Annotated in this window: 16 protein-coding genes and 1 riboswitch; of the genes, 14 read left to right on the top strand and 2 right to left on the bottom strand. The window is 53.7% G+C overall.

Features of this window, described 5'->3' with window-relative positions; translation table 11 throughout:
- The first annotated feature begins 114 nt into the window (after positions 1 to 114).
- The 10 genes from BM200_RS20610 to BM200_RS20565 all read left to right on the top strand — a co-directional run bounded on the left by BM200_RS20610 (position 115) and on the right by BM200_RS20565 (position 9,749).
- The gene (locus BM200_RS20610) at positions 115 to 1,896 is read left to right on the top strand and encodes an AAA family ATPase (RefSeq protein WP_091188522.1); all 1,782 of its coding nucleotides are present in this window, start codon (positions 115 to 117) and stop codon (positions 1,894 to 1,896) included.
- A 96-nt stretch (positions 1,897 to 1,992) separates the two neighbouring features.
- On the top strand, positions 1,993 to 2,724 hold the full coding sequence (locus BM200_RS20605) for an HAD family hydrolase (protein WP_091188521.1): 732 nt from the start codon (positions 1,993 to 1,995) through the stop codon (positions 2,722 to 2,724).
- 239 nt (positions 2,725 to 2,963) lie between these two features.
- Entirely contained in the window at positions 2,964 to 3,896 is a 933-nt protein-coding gene (rbsK, locus tag BM200_RS20600) for a ribokinase (RefSeq protein ID WP_175532942.1), read from the top strand.
- 80 nt (positions 3,897 to 3,976) lie between these two features.
- Entirely contained in the window at positions 3,977 to 4,708 is a 732-nt protein-coding gene (locus BM200_RS20595; RefSeq protein ID WP_091188520.1) for a polysaccharide deacetylase family protein, read from the top strand.
- Between the two features lie 162 nt (positions 4,709 to 4,870).
- On the top strand, positions 4,871 to 5,362 hold the full coding sequence (locus BM200_RS20590) for a hypothetical protein (protein WP_091188519.1): 492 nt from the start codon (positions 4,871 to 4,873) through the stop codon (positions 5,360 to 5,362).
- Positions 5,363 to 5,541: 179 nt separating this feature from the next.
- Positions 5,542 to 6,246 (top strand): GntR family transcriptional regulator, encoded by a 705-nt coding sequence (locus BM200_RS20585; RefSeq protein ID WP_091188518.1) that lies wholly within the window; start codon positions 5,542 to 5,544, stop codon positions 6,244 to 6,246.
- A 67-nt stretch (positions 6,247 to 6,313) separates the two neighbouring features.
- The gene (uxuA, locus tag BM200_RS20580) at positions 6,314 to 7,387 is read left to right on the top strand and encodes a mannonate dehydratase (protein WP_091188517.1); all 1,074 of its coding nucleotides are present in this window, start codon (positions 6,314 to 6,316) and stop codon (positions 7,385 to 7,387) included.
- Positions 7,388 to 8,236, top strand: a complete 849-nt coding sequence (locus BM200_RS20575) for an SDR family oxidoreductase (RefSeq protein WP_091188516.1) — start codon at positions 7,388 to 7,390, stop codon at positions 8,234 to 8,236. It begins immediately after the preceding gene.
- A 48-nt stretch (positions 8,237 to 8,284) separates the two neighbouring features.
- Positions 8,285 to 9,214 (top strand): aldo/keto reductase, encoded by a 930-nt coding sequence (locus tag BM200_RS20570; protein ID WP_091188515.1) that lies wholly within the window; start codon positions 8,285 to 8,287, stop codon positions 9,212 to 9,214.
- Between the two features lie 118 nt (positions 9,215 to 9,332).
- Positions 9,333 to 9,749 carry a hypothetical protein gene (locus BM200_RS20565; protein ID WP_091188514.1) on the top strand — a complete coding sequence of 139 codons (417 nt, stop codon included), beginning with the start codon at positions 9,333 to 9,335 and terminating at the stop codon, positions 9,747 to 9,749.
- Between the two features lie 147 nt (positions 9,750 to 9,896).
- Here the strand turns inward: BM200_RS20565 and BM200_RS30755 are convergent, their stop codons facing one another.
- The gene (locus tag BM200_RS30755) at positions 9,897 to 10,883 is read right to left on the bottom strand and encodes a MerR family transcriptional regulator (protein WP_139230816.1); all 987 of its coding nucleotides are present in this window, start codon (positions 10,881 to 10,883) and stop codon (positions 9,897 to 9,899) included.
- A gap of 249 nt (positions 10,884 to 11,132) precedes the next feature.
- Positions 11,133 to 11,231: riboswitch (purine riboswitch) on the top strand.
- A 123-nt stretch (positions 11,232 to 11,354) separates the two neighbouring features.
- Here BM200_RS30755 and BM200_RS20555 point away from each other — a divergent pair.
- Together BM200_RS20555 and BM200_RS20550 are read left to right on the top strand one after the other, a co-directional pair.
- Positions 11,355 to 12,653 (top strand): NCS2 family permease, encoded by a 1,299-nt coding sequence (locus BM200_RS20555; protein ID WP_091188513.1) that lies wholly within the window; start codon positions 11,355 to 11,357, stop codon positions 12,651 to 12,653.
- A 93-nt stretch (positions 12,654 to 12,746) separates the two neighbouring features.
- A complete protein-coding gene (locus BM200_RS20550; protein ID WP_091188512.1) occupies positions 12,747 to 13,517 on the top strand; it encodes a protein-glutamine gamma-glutamyltransferase in 771 nt (256 codons plus the stop codon).
- Positions 13,518 to 13,557: 40 nt separating this feature from the next.
- Here BM200_RS20550 and BM200_RS20545 read toward each other — a convergent pair whose 3' ends face one another.
- Positions 13,558 to 14,424 (bottom strand): helix-turn-helix domain-containing protein, encoded by an 867-nt coding sequence (locus BM200_RS20545; protein ID WP_175532941.1) that lies wholly within the window; start codon positions 14,422 to 14,424, stop codon positions 13,558 to 13,560.
- 90 nt (positions 14,425 to 14,514) lie between these two features.
- Here BM200_RS20545 and BM200_RS20540 point away from each other — a divergent pair, with 90 nt between their 5' ends.
- On the top strand, positions 14,515 to 15,621 hold the full coding sequence (locus BM200_RS20540; RefSeq protein ID WP_091188510.1) for a Gfo/Idh/MocA family protein: 1,107 nt from the start codon (positions 14,515 to 14,517) through the stop codon (positions 15,619 to 15,621).
- A gap of 3 nt (positions 15,622 to 15,624) precedes the next feature.
- On the top strand, positions 15,625 to 16,521 hold the full coding sequence (locus BM200_RS20535; RefSeq protein ID WP_091188509.1) for a sugar phosphate isomerase/epimerase family protein: 897 nt from the start codon (positions 15,625 to 15,627) through the stop codon (positions 16,519 to 16,521).
- Positions 16,522 to 16,809 lie beyond the last annotated feature (288 nt).

Raw genomic sequence — 16,809 nt, 5'->3', positions numbered from 1 at the left:
GTCCATCTGACAGAGCACGTTACTCTTCTTCCGGCTGATGCTTCGCAAGAATGTTAGTCATGGCGCGGTATGCCGTTTCATAGAATAAGGCATACCTTAAAAGGAAGTGAAGCCATGAGGAGTTATCAGTGGATCAAGTGGCGTAGATTCCTCCTCAGACTCGTAGTCCTCATCATCCTTGTTTGGCTTTTATGGGCAGGAGGACCACCGGCGTGGGGAGTTGCGCTTACTGTTGCCAGCTTCTTATTTCAGCTGCTGTTTGCTGTCGTCTTCATCATTATCCAATTTGTTGCCTTGTTCTGGTTCCTTGCGAGAGGCCGGACCTATTGGGTATTGCCGGGTGAGACGGGCGCTACTTGGGACGATTATCGGGGCAACCCGGAGATCGTGGAGAATGCCAAGAAAATTGTCAGCCTGCTGAAGGGCGTGAAGGATTTCAAACGGATGGGCGGCGAAGCCATTAGAGGCCTTCTGCTGTGCGGACCGCCGGGAACAGGGAAATCCTATTTGGCACAGGTTATTGCAAATGAAGCTCAGGTGCCGTTCGCCTATGCTTCAGCTCCCAGCTTCCAGAACATGTTCTTTGGTGTCGGCAACCTGAAGGTCATGCGCATTTATAAGAAAGCCCGCAAGCTGGCTAATATCTATGGAGCCTGCATTATCTTCATAGATGAAGTGGATGCCATTGGCATGAGCAGGCAAGGCGGCGGTGGCGGCATGGGGATGTTCGGGATGGGCGGCGGAACAGGACTGCTGAATGAGCTGCTCCTGCAGATGGACCCTCCGAACCTCGACAGCTCCAAGTTCAAGAAGCTCCTTCGTTCGCTTGGCCTGCTGCGGAGGAAGGCAGAGCGTCCGCCGGTGCTGACCATTGCGGCAACGAACCTGCCGGATGTGCTGGATCAGGCTTTGCTTCGTCCCGGCCGCTTCGACCGTCAGCTGTGGGTGGATTCGCCGGATTATGACGGGCGTGTAGACGTGTTCGGGTACTATCTCCGTAAGGTGAAATGCGATCCTACGCTTACGCCGGAGAAGGCTGCCATGGATACGATCGGATACAGCCCGGCACAGATCAAGCATATCGTTAATGAAGCGGTTGTTATTGCACATCAGCGGGGTGCGCAGGAAGCGGGCTATGAAGATTTCCGCGCCGCGATGGAGACGTATGAATGGGGGCTCAAGCAGCCGCTTCGCTCCATGAAGGATGATGAGAAGCGGAATGTGGCTTATCACGAAGCAGGCCACGCGGTTGCACAATTTCTGCTTAAGCCGCACGATCGCGTGTGGAAGGTTACCATTATCCGCCGCGGCGGATCGCTTGGGCTAGCGGCTACGAAGCCGACGCATGAGCGGTATAACCGGAGCGACAGCGAGATTCTCGCTCATATTCAGGTCTGCCTGGCTGCCCGCGCCGTAGAGGAAGAGTTCCTCGGCAAGAAGCTGAACGGGGTTACCTCTGACCTTCGACAAGCAACGGAAAGCGCCGGAGCGTATCTGGGCATGGTCGGGATGGGAGATGAGCTGTACAGCTTCCTTGCCGCCGGCTCGCGGATGGATGCGCTGAAGGCTTTGCGTCCGCAAATTAATGAGCTGCTGAAGGATCAGATGCAGCAGGTGAAGAAGCTTGTGCGGGATCATGCCGACTTTGTTCATAAGATCGCCGAAGAGCTGCTGCGGCACGGGGATTTGACGGGCGAGGAGATCGAGCAGATCTATCGTGACCTGTACGGCCGGGACCGTCCGGAGCCGCCCGAGGTTAAGTTGTTCGCTTCCGCTCCGGCTGCAGCCAAGGAGGCGAAGGAGACTGTGACGGAAGCGATAGATGAAGACATGGAGCAAGAAGACGGCGAGGCACCGCCGGATTCCGATCCCGATCACCGGGAACCGGAGTCATAAGCGTATAGAGAGGCCCGGCCATTCCTATGGCTGGGTCTTTTGCCGATCCAATGTTACAATAAGGGCATAGCAAGAGAGGAGCGGTTGCAACCTGTTATGACACAAGAATTGAAGCTGGAGAGAAAAGGCGTCTTTTTCGACGTGGACGATACGTTATACGATCATTTGTCCCCCTTCCGTCAAGCCGTAATCGCTATTGTTGGCGAGCGGGAAGGCTTCCCTTACGAAGAGGCCTATCACCGGATGCGTTACTATAGCGATAAGCTGTCGCTGGAGATGGGCGGGGCAGGCGTCATGGAAAACGGGGCGAGCACGGAGCTGATGCGACGCAGGAGGTTCGAGCTGTCCCTTGCGGAGTTTGGCATTAGGCTCAGCGAAGAACAGGCTTCGGCCATGCAGGCTGCTTATATCGGCTGCCAGTTCAACATTACGATGTTTGAAGGAGCCAAAGAGCTGATTGAACGGCTGGTAAAAACTGGTTATGTAGTAGGATTGCTGACTAATGGAGCCGAGAATCATCAGCTCCGCAAAATCCGGGCGATGGAGCTTGATCATCTGATCCCGCCCGGGCGGCAGTTCATATCCGGCAAGGTTGGATGGGACAAGCCGGATACGCGGGTCTTTCACCACGTGAATGAAGCGACCGGAACCAAGCCGGAGAACAGCATTTATATCGGCGACTCGTGGCGTAATGACGTCATTGGCGCACGGGAAGCCGGTTGGTCGGTCATCTGGTTCAACCACCGGGGGGCAAGCCCCGAATCGGAGGAGCATATCCCCAATCATATTGCAGCAAGCTATGAAGAGTTGGCCCAGCTGCTGCTCTAATCGAAGAGAAGAAGACCCGGAGGTTCCGGGTCTTCTTCTCTGTGGTTAGTTGGATTTCATATTGAAGAATAGCTGCTGCATCCAGCTCGACAAAGCCTGAAGAACGTAATGGACGCGAGACTACGAATCTAGTCATTCAGGCAAGAGCCCCGCTAGAATGTCAGGGCAGGAGTTAGATTGCTATTTTCCATATGCTGTGTTATAGTCGCCGCAGTTATAGAAGAAGGAAGGGATTAATCATGCATACAAACAGACCAAAGCTTGTCGTCATTGGCAGCTTGAATATGGATATTGTTGTAGAGACAAGCGCTTATCCGCAGGTAGGAGAGACGATTACGGGCCAGCGCGTGCGCTTTATTCCGGGCGGCAAAGGCGCGAATCAGGCTGTGGCCGGAGCGCGTCTCGGCGCGGATACGGTTATGATTGGCGCAGTTGGAGACGACGCGTTTGGGGAGGAGCTGCTGGGCAGCCTGCAGAGGGATGGAGTGAATATTACCGGCGTGAAGCGGGTAGAGGGCACAGCATCAGGTATTGCCTCGATCTACGTCGCGGAAGGCGACAACAGCATTGTTGTGGTTCCGGGGGCGAATGGTCTTGTTGAGCCGGCAGATATTGACCGCTGTGAAGAGAAGCTGAAGGAAGCGGATCTCGTGCTGCTGCAGCTCGAGATTCCGGTTGAGACGGTCCTGTATGCAGCCCGTAAAGCGAAGTCGCTGGGCAAGCTGGTTGTCCTTAATCCCGCGCCTGCGCAGCAGCTGCCGGAGGAGCTGTTCGGATTGGTGGATTATTTTACGCCAAACCGTACAGAGCTGAGCGGTTATGCAGGGATGAGTGCAGACGGAGACTCGCTGGAGCATGCGATTCGCCGGATGATGGAGCTTGGAGCAGCTCATGTGGTGACGACATTGGGGGCAAGCGGTTCAGCCTATTTGGATGAGGAAGGCCAGCTGGTTCGGATCGCCGGCTACAGCATGCCGGTCGTGGATACAACGGGAGCGGGCGATTGCTATAATGCCGCGCTGGCCGTGGCTTTAGCGTCAGGCCGGACCTTGCGCGATGCGGTTGATTACGCGTCCATGGCATCCGCTCTAGCCGTTACCAAATTCGGAGCGCAGACCGGCATGCCGACGAAAGAAGAAGTGGTTCGCTTCGCGGAGGAACAAGGGAAGTAATTCGCCAGGCTAGGCATATAGCGGCACTATTGCGGAATAATACCTGTAATGCCATCCCAAGGAGGAGCTGCTTCACAGGTATGAGAAGATTCGTGTTAGGTGCGGCGGTCACGGCGCTGTTATGCGGTTTTACTGCTCCCGAAGCGACCAAGGACAGAGCCTATTATGAAAAACGCGGCGAGATTATATGGGAGGTTCCCGGCGAGAGCAAGAAGATCGCGCTGACCTTTGATGATGGGCCGTACCCGGTAACAACGGAGCCGATCCTGGATCTGCTGAAGGAATATCATGCGAAGGCAACCTTCTTTGTTGTCGGCACCCGGGTAGAGCAGTTCCCGGAGACGGTCAAGCGGGAAATCGCGGAAGGGCATGAGGTTGCGAACCATACGTTTAACCATATTTATTTCCAGCAGAAGAAAAACTCCGAAGTTATGCAAAGCGAGATCGTTCGGACGGAAGAGGCCTTAGAGCAGATAACCGGCAAGAAGCCCTTATTGTTCCGCCCGCCGGGCGGATTTTATAACGAGCAGATGATTCAAATCGCCAAGAAATACGGCTATACCACCGTCTTATGGTCCTGGCATCAGGATACGAATGACTGGCGCAGCCCTGGCGTGCAGAAGATTGTGAACAAGGTGCTGAAAAATGCCCGCAACGGGGATATTATTTTGCTTCATGATTATGTGCCGCGTTCCATGCAGACGGTAGAAGCGTTGAAGCTGATCCTGCCGGAGCTCCAGAAGAGGGGCTATGAGATGGTAACGGTCTCGGATCTTATACATAACCGGGATAGTGTATTAAATCCATATTGAGGAAGGGCAATCGGGAAGGGAAAGGAGAGGCAGATGTCGAACCTTTCTCTTATTCGAACGTTTCCCTACTTGGTGGAATAGTTTGAACGGGGAGCCATACAATATTGTAAGCGCTATCAATGTGATGGGGATGCCAATAACACGGGAAAAGGTGGTATTGCGATGGGAACTCGTCTTTGGTGGGAACAGGCAGTCAGACAGCGTTTTCCGCATATTCGATATGTCACCATTCGCAGCTGTGGACATCATAAGGCGACGATCTATGCATGGGACGACCAGCTTGATCTGTCCGAGGCGGATGCGGCTAAGCTGCACCGTTATGCAAGTGAGTGGATGTCACCGGATATTTGTGTATCGGTGAGGCCTTACAATGAAGCGGCTGCGGATCAAGTAACCTGCCAGTCGCCCGATGAAGAGCTTACGAAGACGGCGCTAAAGGGCAGACTGGACCAGTCGGCCGTGTTCGCGGTGCTGAATAATCTGTTTGCCGGCGTTGTTGTCTCCTTCAACCGGTATGACGTGCGTACAGGAACAGTCCATTTGGCCGCGTACAGCCACTCCCCCTTCACCGATACGGCCAAGAGTAAAATCCGCCATTACGCCGAGGAACTGATGCCCGTCGGTTCGACGGTGAACGTCACGTATTACGGCTAAAGACCTTAAAAGCACAGGACCAACGGAAGTGACGGTTTGGGAACCGGACCAGCTGCTGGTCCTTTTTTTTGTTGCCTGTAACTTCCGTATCCCATATATCTAAAAATTTAGGGCTTTACTTGTATACAAGAATACAAGTAAAGTAAAGATAACAAACAAACGTGGAAGGAGGAGCGCAGATGACTTTAATTCCGCCGCTGCAGCCGCAGAAGCAGCGCAAAACGCTAGGCGACCAGATTTATGAATCGATCCGGGAGAGCATCGTTTCGTTCCGGCTGCCGCCGGGTACGATGATATACGAGAATGAGCTGGCCGATACGATGAACGTAAGCCGCACGCCGGTGCGTGAAGCGATTCGGCTGCTCGTAAGCGAACAGCTGCTCGAGGTACAGCCTCAGCGGGGCACGAGAATTGCGTTAATCTCAGTTCGAAAAGTAAGCGAGGCCCGTTTTATCCGGGAGCAGCTGGAGCTTGGCGCGTTCCGTCTTGCAGCCGCCAAATGGGGCGAACGTGACCGCTCCGCCGAAAGCGCTTCGCTGGAAGCGCTGCTGGAGCAGCAGCGTGCCGCAGCCGAAGCGAATAATATCGCGCTGTTTATGCAGCTGGATGAAGCTTTTCACCGCGCAATTATGGAAATTGCGGATAACGAAACGCTGCTGCAGATGATTTATTACATGCGTGCTCATCTTAACCGGGCCAGGTACCTGGCGATTGATCAATTTGGCCATATGGATCGCGTTGTGGAGGAGCATCGCCTGCTGTTTGAAGCGATTCGCAGCGGCAGCGAACAGCTCGCCGCAGAGCGGCTGGCGCAGCATATCCGCAAGCTGGATCAGGAGCTTCCGCAGCTGAGGGAAGCGCATCCGGATTATTTTCAAATATAAGGGCAGCTTGGGCTGGAACGGCCGTTTAAGCTTAACAGACTAATTTCCTTGGGAGAGGACAACTAACATGAGAATGACTTTTCGCTGGTACGGGGAAGGCAATGATTCCGTATCACTTAAGCAAATCAAGCAAATTCCAGGCGTTGAAGGCCTCGTATGGGCGCTGCATGACGTTCCGGCAGGGGAAGAGTGGCCGATGGACAAAATCATGGAATACAAGCGGCTGGCCGATGAGCATGGCTTCCATCTGGAAGTCGTAGAGAGCGTAAACGTACACGATGACATCAAGCTTGGCTTGCCTACACGAGACAAATATATCGAGAACTACAAACGCACGATTGAGAAGCTGGCGACCGTTGGCGTTAAAGTAATCTGCTACAATTTTATGCCGATTTTCGACTGGATGCGGACGGATCTGTTCAAAGAAATGGAAGACGGCTCAACCGCGCTGTTCTTCGACAAAGCAAAGATCCAAAGCATGAGCGCGGAAGAGCTGGTCGATAACATCGCGGGCAACTCCTCCTACTCGATGCCAGGCTGGGAGCCGGAGCGCCTGAAGCGCCTTGCGCCGCTGTTCGAAGCCTACAAGGATGTGACGGAGGAAGACCTGTTCAACAACCTGAAATACTTCCTCGAGCAGATCATTCCGGTGTGTGAGAAGCATGACATCAAGATGGCAATTCACCCGGATGATCCTCCTTACTCGGTATTTGGCCTGCCGCGGATCGTGACGAGCCGAGATAATCTGGCTAGGCTGCTGAAGCTGGTGGACAGTCCTTACAACGGGCTTACGCTTTGCAGCGGATCGCTTGGCGCGAATCCGGACAATGATGTTCCGGCACTGGTGCGGGAGTTTGCGGACCGTATTCCTTTTGCCCATATCCGCAACGTACGGGTGTATGACAATGGCGATTTTATCGAGACTTCCCACAAATCGAGCGACGGTACAGTGGATATTGCGGAGGTTGTGCGGGCCTACCACGAGAGCGGGTTCACGGGTTATGCGCGGCCGGACCATGGTCGTCATATCTGGGATGAGGAATGCCGTCCGGGTTACGGTCTGTATGACCGCGCGCTTGGCATCATGTATCTGTGGGGCGTATGGGACGGACTTGAGAGAATTCGAAAGGGGAATGCATAAATGGTACCGAATCATGAGAATTTAGCAGGCAAAGTTGCCGTTATTACGGGAGGAAGCGGCGTGCTTTGCGCGGAGATGGCAAGAGAGCTGGGGCGTCAGGGCGTGAAGGTAGCGATCCTGAACCGTACGGCGGAAAAAGGCGAAGCCGTGGCGCGTGAAATCCGCGAAGCGGGAGGCACGGCCATTGCGGTTGCCTGCAATGTGGTGGATGCGGAAAGCGTAAAGGAAGCCAGCGCGGTTGTACTAGAGCAGCTCGGCAGCTGCGACATTCTGATTAACGGCGCCGGCGGCAATCATCCGGACGGCATTACGACGAAGGAAACGTTCCATCCGGATGATCTGGCAAACCCTGAAGTGACGACCTTTTTTGATCTGAAAAAAGAAGGCTTTGGCTTCGTATTCGACCTTAACCTTCTCGGCACTCTTATTCCTACTCAAGTATTCGCGAAGCAGATGATCAACAAGCCTGGCGCTACGGTTATCAATATGTCCTCCATGAGCGCGCCTAGTCCGATGACGAAGGTACCGGCATACAGTGCGGCCAAGGCGGCAATCAACAACTTTACGCAATGGCTGGCGGTTCATATGGCGGATGTGGGTATCCGCGTCAATGCAATTGCGCCGGGCTTTTTCCTGACGGAACAGAACCGCAAGCTTCTTACGAACGAAGACGGCTCTCTCACGGAGCGTTCCAATAAAATCATTACCCACACGCCGATGCGCCGCTTCGGCAAGCCGGAGGATCTGCTGGGCACCCTCGTATGGCTGGCGGACGAGAGTGTGTCCGGCTTCGTAACCGGCATTACCGTTCCGGTCGACGGCGGCTTTATGGCTTACTCCGGCGTGTAATGTTAATATAAGGATGCAGTTTAGTGAAAATTGGAAGGAGTGGCGATTGTGAAATACCGGAGACTCGGAAGTACGGATCTTAACGTATCTGTCATTGGCATTGGAACGTGGCAGTTCGGAGGAGAATGGGGACGTGAGTACGCGCAAGGCGAAGCCGATGCGATTCTCGACAAGGGGCATGAGCTTGGCATCAACCTGATTGATACAGCGGAATGCTACGGCGATCATCTCTCGGAATCTCTTATTGGCGACTACATAAGCCGCCGCAATCGTGAGGACTGGATTATCGCAACGAAATTCGGCCATCACTTCCATGAGCGGTTCACGCGTACGGATGTTTTTGACCCGGCGGGTGTTATCAAGCAGCTGGATGCATCTTTAAAGGCGTTAAAAGTAGACTACGTTGATCTTTATCAGTTCCATTCCGGGCCTGATCATGTCTTCGATAACGACGATCTGTGGACGGCATTGGACAAGCAGGTACAGGCGGGTAAAATCCGATTCCTCGGCACGTCGATAGGCAGCAACGCGAATATCCATCAAACAGAGGCCTCTGCGAAAGTAGGCTCCCGTGCGATCCAAGTCGTGTACAACCGACTGGACCGTGTACCGGAAGAGCAGGTATTCCCGTCCTGCCAGCGCCAGGACCTTGGCGTGCTTGCGCGTGTACCGCTTGCAAGCGGGTATCTCAGCGGCAAGTACAAGCCGGGCGCGGTGTTCAGCAGCACGGATGTGCGCCATCGCCATGATGCGGAGAGCACGCTGGAGAAGCTGAAGGAAGTCGAGCGCATTCAGCGCGAGGAAGTGCCGCAAGGGGTGGACATGGCAAGCTGGGCGCTGGCATGGTGCCTCAAGCATCCGGCCGTTACGGCCGTTATCCCGGGCTGCAAGGATCCGGAGCAGGTCGCGTCCAACGCGCTTGCTGCACAGCTCGTAAGCGAGCCGCATCCGCAGGACGTGAAGATGACGAAGGAATAGAGTGATATGGATAGAGCCGGCCCATCTTTGATGAGCGGCGCCTCAAGTTGGATACAATCTGACAAGAGGCGCCGCTCAGGGGCAGGCTCTATTTCTTTTTTTGGAGGGTGAGTGGATTGTGGTTAAAACTTGGATCATGATGGGTTTAGTTGTAATACTATTGACCGGCTGCAGCAGTCAGAGTGCGAAACCGGATTCTTCTCCAGCACCGGAGTATACGCCGTTCCTGGCGGAGCAAGAAGGTGAGCTGCGGCTCGTTGTGCTCGTGCAGGAGAAGGTGCAGGAAGAGACTCGGGCTGTTAACGATATGGTCGCTGCAATGGCGGGCCGGTTCACGCCGGTCATCTATGATGTGAAGACGGAGGAAGGGAGAAGGGCTGCGTTGCAGCTTCAAACGAACAGCAGAGAATATCCTGCTTATTATCTTTTTAATAACCATCAGCTGCTGGCACAGGGCTATGACCTGTCGCAGATTGCGCAGGCAGCTATGGATTACACGGATCGGCTGTCAGTTGGAGGCGCGAGCAGCAGCTAAACCGCAAGCTGCAGGCCGGAATAAGCCGAGCAGTCAGCGCTTGAGGCAGCTTCCAACAACAAGGCAAAAAAGGACCTAACCCGGCATCACTCGAGTGCGGCTTTCGCGGGAGTGGAGGGAGCTAGGCCCTTGGATAAGGAACAGGGCTTAGAAGAAAAAGAACGAGCGGAAGCCGCGTTTTTTGCGCTTGCCATCCTCCTCATGGGAAGGCGAGGCTTTGCCGAATGCAGCCAGTTCCTGCTGCGGAGTGCGCAGCGCCTCGATGGTGGCGGCTAGCTCGGTCAGCGATTTGCGGAGCTCCTCCAGTTCTTTGCGATGATGGAGCAGCTGGACGGTAACGACTTCATCGGCCTTCTGGGACAGGGCATTTTCTATGGCATTAAGACGTTCGAGCATCGGATCGGGTTCGTCAATTAAGGAGGTTGAAGGACGGAAAGGGGCGGAAGGGACGATTGCTTGCGAAACGTCTTGCGATTGGACAGCCGGGCCGACAGGTAAAAGATTCACAGGGCGGGCACCGGCAACATCTGCAGCTGCAGCAGCATGCTGATAGCCGGCTGTTATCTCCGCAGATGCTTTAGCTCCTGCCTCACCGCTTACCGCATTGCCGCCAGCAGCATGAACAATCCCCGCACTATCAACCACGAGTGCTCCGGCACCGCCTCTGCTGATCCCAGCCGTTCCCTTGACTACGATACTTCCGCCAGCAGCATGAACGTTTCCGGCACTATCCACTACAAGTGCACCAGCGCCGCCGCCTCTGCCAACACCGGTAGATCCGGGAGCGTGAACATTACCAGCCTCATCCACCACCAGCTTAACGGAATCATCAGATTGACCTGCAGAACCATCCGCCGCCGTATCAACAGCACCATTCGTTCCCATTACTTCTGCGGCTACAGCCGCCAATGCTTCTTCCTCCGCCAGCGACAGCAGTCTAATGTCATACAGGGCTGTTCCGGAATCCAGCTGACCCTTGATCTGCCGAAGCTTGTCCATTGCCGGGGCATCAAAAATATAGTGTCCGAACATATCCTTACGGAAGGAAGCCGGGAAGGTGGACACCCAACGCCTGACGGTTGTTTCACTGACGGCCAGCTGATGGGCCGCCTCTTTTGTTTTGAGCAACGTCATTTCATCACCTCATTCATTTGTCACTTACGAGACTTATTCGTCCTCGCAAGCCAACTCCCTTCCCGCCTGACAAAGGTAGTGGTATATCGCTAAAAGAAGTGCTGATCCGATTCAATTCGCCGCCAGCCGCGATTTTTGAGAAAAACGAACATTATTAACGTCGTTAACCCTATAGTTCGTGAATAGCCGACAAATTCCGCAAAAAAGGATTGACACAGCCTGCGGCCTCCTTTAATCTTATGAAGGTTAATTGAAACAACTAATCATATTCGTATATCCTCATCAATATGGCGTGAGGGTCTCTACAAGGAGCCAAAAATCCTAACTACGAATAAGGGATACGTGTACCAACTTCCCTTCATTCGCGGCTTAGGATTTTTTTTGTTTCCCATATTTACTAATCCGCCGCAATCAAGGAGACAATAGGTACCAATACCCGGACATTATGGACAATCTGGAGGGAACGAATCAATGGATCGCCTGTTTAAATTGAAGGAGCGGGGCACAACGGTAACAACGGAGCTGCTTGCGGGAGTGACTACCTTTTTGACGATGGTCTACATCGTCATCGTGAATCCCGGCGTGCTAAGCGAAGCGGGAATGGACTTCCACGGTGTATTTATCGCGACCGTCCTTGCAAGTATCGTAGCAACGCTTATTATGGGACTTTTCTCAAACTATCCGATCGCGCTGGCACCGGGCATGGGGCTTAACGCTTACTTTGCTTTTTCCGTAGTAGGGGGAGAAGGCGTTTCGTGGCAAACGGCGCTTGGCGCTGTATTTGTTGCGGGGGTCATCTTCATTCTGCTGTCTCTGACTTCCTTCCGCTATATGCTGCTTGATGCCATCCCATCAAGTCTGAAGCATGCCATTACGGCGGGTATCGGTTTATTCATCACGTTTATCGGACTGCAAAATGCGAAGATCGTCGTTGCTTCGCCGGCAACGCTCATCACGATGGGCGATCTGTCGCAGCCGATGACGCTGCTTACGGTTGTTGGTCTTATTATTTCACTGATTCTGATGGCTTACCGGGTAAAAGGTTTCCTCTTCATCGGCATGATCATCACCGCGATTATCGCGGTCATTACCGGTCAGATGCATCTGCCGGAAAGCTGGACTGCGCTGCCTACGGGACTTAACGCGACAGCATTCCAGCTGGATATTGGCGGGGTGTTCGAAAATGGCCTTTATGCCGTTATTTTCACCTTCCTGCTTATTACGCTGTTCGACACCACCGGCACCATGCTTGGCGTTGCGGAGCAGGCGGGCCTGCTGAAGGATAATAAATTCCCGCGTTCGCGCGGCGCATTGCTTGCCGATGCGATTGGCACAACTACTGGCGCGCTGTTTGGCACGAGCCCGACTTCCGCTTATATCGAGTCAAGCTCCGGTGTTGCGATTGGCGGCAGAACGGGCCTGACTGCGATTACGGTAAGCGTACTGCTCGCACTGACACTCTTCTTCTCCCCGACGGTATCGGTTCTGGCGGGTATCCCGGCCATTACGGCTCCTGCGCTCATTATCGTGGGCTTCCTGATGATGAATGTTCTGCGCAAAATCGAATGGAACGATATCGAGGAAGCTTTCCCGGCGTTCCTGATCGTTGTCCTAATGCCGCTTACGTACAGCATTGCGACAGGGATTGGTGTTGGCTTTATCGTGTATCCGATTCTGAAGCTGATTCGCGGCAAGGGCAAAGAGGTTCATCCGATTTTCTATGTGTTCGCGGTTCTGTTCTTTATCCAAATCGGGTTCTTCGGCCACTAGCACTTAAGCATCAGGCACTGACCGGGGAAGAGCACAAATCCCATCCCTCACACGTACAATAACCCATGGCATGATCATGGGAGGGGGAGGAGAATGCTTCAGATTTCGGGCAGTGACGCCGGGCAGCTTAACCCGTTTGCGTTAACGCCGGTGGAGCGGGAAGTGCTGCAGGGCAAGCAAAATAGTCCGGTCGTCTACAATTATGACTCGATGAATGCGCTCCGGTTCGAGCTGCGCCTGAGGGACCGCACGGTGAATGCGGCTAGAATGATGCAGGACAGCAGGGTGGATTTTGCGGTGTTCCGTGAATCCAGATGTAATCCGCGCTATTGGACACGGACGGAGAACGGCGGATTTCAGATGAATCCGGGCGTGAGGCCGTCGGATGCGATAAATGATATTTTTATGAACGGTGAGCTGTACGGGTTCGAATGCGCGACGGCAATCGTTATCGTGCTGTACAAAGCGGTGCTGGATACGATCGGGGAGCAAATGTTTAATCAGCTGTTCAACCCTCTGTATCTGCGCGACTGGAATCATGACAGCGACCTGTGGTTCATTACGACACATAACAAGAATGAATCGTATCCGGGTGACGTGATGTACTTCCGCAATCCGGACTTTGACCGGGATACACCGGAATGGCAAGGGGAGAATGTCGTGAAGCTGTCGGAGAATTTGTTCTTCGGTCATGGCATCGGCATCGAGCCGGGGCAGCAGATTATTAATGCTCTGAACAAAATGCGCGGGCCCTTCAGCACGGAGTCGGCTTATCTCGATGATCTGGTCGTGCATCCGAACTTCAGGCATTTGCAGACGATTACATCGCGTGGATTCCGCTATGCGGCAAGGCTTGCGGAGTAGTCAGGATAGAAAGACGGTCCCAGCTCCGGGACCGTCTTTCTCATATGGAGCGCATGTTTTTGCGGAACAGCTGGGGCGCCTCGCCGGTAATTTTCTTGAACAGACGCGAAAAATAATACACATCGCTGTAGCCTAGCGCTGCGGCAATTTCCTTGACCGTCTGCTCGGTATTGAGCAGGCGGTTTTTCGCTTCGGCCATCTTCAGCCGGTGAACATATTCGTGCAGGGCGAAGCCGGTATATTCGCTGACCGTCCGCCGGAGCGTCGATAGCGCCCAATGATGGCGCTCGGCAAAAGCTGCCGCATCAAACGGCTCATGCAAGTTGGCGGACAACGCCTCGAGCAGCTGGGCAAGACGCGCTGTCTTCCCTTGAGCGGAGGGGGATGACTGGCAGCTCTGCACCCATTCATACAGGAGCGATTCAAGCAGGAGCGAAGCGCGGTCCGCGTTAGCCGGTGTACCGCTTTCCATCAGCGCAAAGATCCGGTCAATCCGGTTCTGCGAGGAGGCATCTTCTCCCGGATGCATGACCGTATTCGGCTGAATAGGCCAATGCTCGAGCCACTCTTGCAACCTTGTTCCTTCTATAGTGAAGTAATACTCATCCCAATAACCTTCCGGATCAGGACCATAATCATAGCGGATACCGGGTTGAAATAAGAAGAGGCTTCCCGCCGTTATCCGATCTGCTTCTCCATGGTTCACCCGGTAGGAGCCTGAGCCTCCGGCAATGTAGACGATCGCCCAATAGGTAAATACAGCCCCTTGCCGGTAATACGTCCGCCCTGGCAAATAGCCCGCCGTCCGAATAACGAGAGAGCGAACGGACAGCTTGGCGGGATCAAGCGTTAAATCGACAACACGTAGGGGCTTTGGACTGATCATATAATCCATGAATTGAGCCATGCTGTTCATTCCTCTCTTTTACCTCTCATGATAAATTGAATGAAGAGCAGGTTGCAACTGATTATAGGAAACATGGAGGAGATGCAGGCAATGGCGAAATTAAGAGTTGGGATTATTGGAGCAGGTTCAATATCGGGTTCACATCTGCATGCTTATTCGGTTCATCCTGAGGTGGAACTTACGGCTATTGCCGATATGAACGGGGAGCGAGCGCAGGAGAAAGCCGCTTCCTACGGCATCCCTCATGTTTACGATAACTATAAAGAATTGCTGGCGAATCCGGAGATTGATGCCGTAAGCATCTGCACCTGGAATAACAGCCATGCCGAGATTGCCGTTGCGGCACTGGATGCCGGCAAACATGTCCTGTGCGAAAAGCCGCTTGCCCAGACCGTTGATCAGGCGCTTGCCGTACAGGAAGCCGTGGAGCGTTCCGGCAAGCTGCTGCTTGTTGGTTTTGTCCGCCGGTATGCCGACCAGGCACAGCTGGTGAAGCAGTATGCGGATAGCGGGCAGCTTGGAGAGATTTATTATGCAAAAGCCTCCGCAATTCGCCGGCTTGGCAACCCGGGCGGATGGTTTGCGGATGCCTCGCGATCGGGAGGCGGCCCGCTTATTGATATCGGCGTACATATGATCGATCTGTGCTGGTATCTGATGGGCAAGCCAAAGCCGGTCTCGGTAAGCGGCAATACGTACCGGAAGCTGGGCAACCGGTCGCATATTGAAGGGCTGAGCTTCTACAAAGCGGCGGACTACGATGCCTCACTTAATGATGTGGAAGATTTGGCGAATGCCTTGATCCGCTTCGAGAATGGCGCTTCTCTATATGTAGATATCAGCTACACGCTGCATGCCGCGCAGAACGAGATGAGCAGCAAGATTTACGGAACCAAAGGCGGAGTGGAGATAGATCCGAAGCTCGTTATCGTTACCGAGCAGTTCAATAAGATTGTCAATATCGAGCCGCAGCTGGATCATCTAACCTTCCAGTTCCAGGAAAGCTTTGATCTTGAAATTGCCCATTTTGTAGATTGCTGCTTCGGAAAAGCTGAGCCAATCAGCCCTGTTGAAGACGGCGTTGAGCTGATGAGGATGCTTCAGGCCGTGTATGAATCGGCAGAGCTTGGTACAGAGGTTGTTCTAAATAAGGATGCTGCGGCTCCGGCGGCCGCTGCGACGCGGGAGGGCGTATAAACGATGACAGATCTGGCGAGAACAAAGATTAACAATCCAATTGGCGTAATTGTGGAGAGCTTTGGAATAGGCCTTCATGAAGGGTTGAAGAAGGCCAAAGAGGTTGGGGCGGAAGGCGTCCAAATCTATGCGGTGAGCGGTGAGACGGATCCTGCGAACTTGTCTGCTTCGGCCCGCCGTGAGTTGAAAGACCGGATTGATTCGCTGGGCCTTACGATCTCCGCGTTATGCGGCGATCTTGGCGGACATGGCTTCCAGGATGCAGCGGCTAATCCGGCGAAGATCGAGAAGTCGAAGCGGATTCTGGAGCTGGCGCTTGATCTAGGAACAAATATCGTAACGACGCATATCGGCATCGTGCCTGACGATACGGAATCGGCTATTTACGCGGCCATGCAGTCTTCTTGTGAAGAGCTTAGCAGCTATGCGAGCAGCATGGGAGCGTATTTTGCCATTGAGACGGGTCCTGAGCCTGCCGCAAGGTTGAAGTCGTTCCTCGACTCGCTTACGACCAATGGGGTGTCGGTCAATTTTGACCCGGCAAATATGGTAATGGTAACGGGAGATGATCCGGTTCAGGGCGTCTATCTGCTGAAGGACTATATCGTGCATACGCATGCGAAGGATGGGCTTAAGCTGGCTGCCGAGATCGATCCTCGGGTAGTGTACGGCTATCTGGGCTTTGCAGGGATGAGCCATGACATTATTGCCGATATGGCGAGCGAAGGTGCTTTGTTCCGCGAGGTTCCGCTTGGGGAAGGCAGCGTTCCGTTCGACCGTTACTTGAAGGCGCTGCAGGATATCGGCTTCAACGGTTACCTAACGATAGAGCGGGAAGTCGGACAGCGTCCGGAGGAGGATATCCGCAAGGCGGTTGAGTTCCTGCGCGCTTTTCGGTAGTTAGATAAAGGTAGCATCTCCTTAGGTCTGGTACGTCATGCCTCCAAATGACAGATTCCGGTGAAAACCGTTGCAAAATGTTAATATTTGAGCCGCATAAACCGCCCTTTTGTCCGTTAATATAGAGGTAATAGGCGTGAAGGGGGGAGTTGCAGATGAACGTTCCTGTTGGAGTTTGGATTTTTGCTGCCATCATCGTTGTTTTGCTCACCTGGATGACCCTTTGGGTCACTAAGAAAGCATATTCGAAAAAATGGGACGACTCCGACGTGTAGTCGGGCCGTACTG

This window comes from Paenibacillus catalpae (assembly GCF_900112695.1).
Lineage (GTDB): Bacteria > Bacillota > Bacilli > Paenibacillales > Paenibacillaceae > Pristimantibacillus > Pristimantibacillus catalpae.
Note: the sequence above shows the minus strand (reverse complement) of the source record. Positions and strands in the feature narration are given on the sequence as shown.

Excerpts from the sequence above, each read along its gene's own strand:
- BM200_RS30755 (WP_139230816.1), bottom strand. The coding sequence starts at position 10,883 with ATGACGTTGCTCAAAACAAAAGAGGCGGCCCATCAGCTGGCCGTCAGT.
- BM200_RS20550 (WP_091188512.1), top strand. The coding sequence starts at position 12,747 with ATGCTTCAGATTTCGGGCAGTGACGCCGGGCAGCTTAACCCGTTTGCG.
- BM200_RS20540 (WP_091188510.1), top strand. The coding sequence starts at position 14,515 with ATGGCGAAATTAAGAGTTGGGATTATTGGAGCAGGTTCAATATCGGGT.
- BM200_RS20610 (WP_091188522.1), top strand. The coding sequence starts at position 115 with ATGAGGAGTTATCAGTGGATCAAGTGGCGTAGATTCCTCCTCAGACTC.
- BM200_RS20590 (WP_091188519.1), top strand. The coding sequence starts at position 4,871 with ATGGGAACTCGTCTTTGGTGGGAACAGGCAGTCAGACAGCGTTTTCCG.
- BM200_RS20535 (WP_091188509.1), top strand. The coding sequence starts at position 15,625 with ATGACAGATCTGGCGAGAACAAAGATTAACAATCCAATTGGCGTAATT.
- BM200_RS20595 (WP_091188520.1), top strand. The coding sequence starts at position 3,977 with ATGAGAAGATTCGTGTTAGGTGCGGCGGTCACGGCGCTGTTATGCGGT.
- BM200_RS20605 (WP_091188521.1), top strand. The coding sequence starts at position 1,993 with ATGACACAAGAATTGAAGCTGGAGAGAAAAGGCGTCTTTTTCGACGTG.
- BM200_RS20575 (WP_091188516.1), top strand. The coding sequence starts at position 7,388 with ATGGTACCGAATCATGAGAATTTAGCAGGCAAAGTTGCCGTTATTACG.
- BM200_RS20555 (WP_091188513.1), top strand. The coding sequence starts at position 11,355 with ATGGATCGCCTGTTTAAATTGAAGGAGCGGGGCACAACGGTAACAACG.
- BM200_RS20585 (WP_091188518.1), top strand. The coding sequence starts at position 5,542 with ATGACTTTAATTCCGCCGCTGCAGCCGCAGAAGCAGCGCAAAACGCTA.
- rbsK (WP_175532942.1), top strand. The coding sequence starts at position 2,964 with ATGCATACAAACAGACCAAAGCTTGTCGTCATTGGCAGCTTGAATATG.
- uxuA (WP_091188517.1), top strand. The coding sequence starts at position 6,314 with ATGAGAATGACTTTTCGCTGGTACGGGGAAGGCAATGATTCCGTATCA.
- BM200_RS20545 (WP_175532941.1), bottom strand. The coding sequence starts at position 14,424 with ATGGCTCAATTCATGGATTATATGATCAGTCCAAAGCCCCTACGTGTT.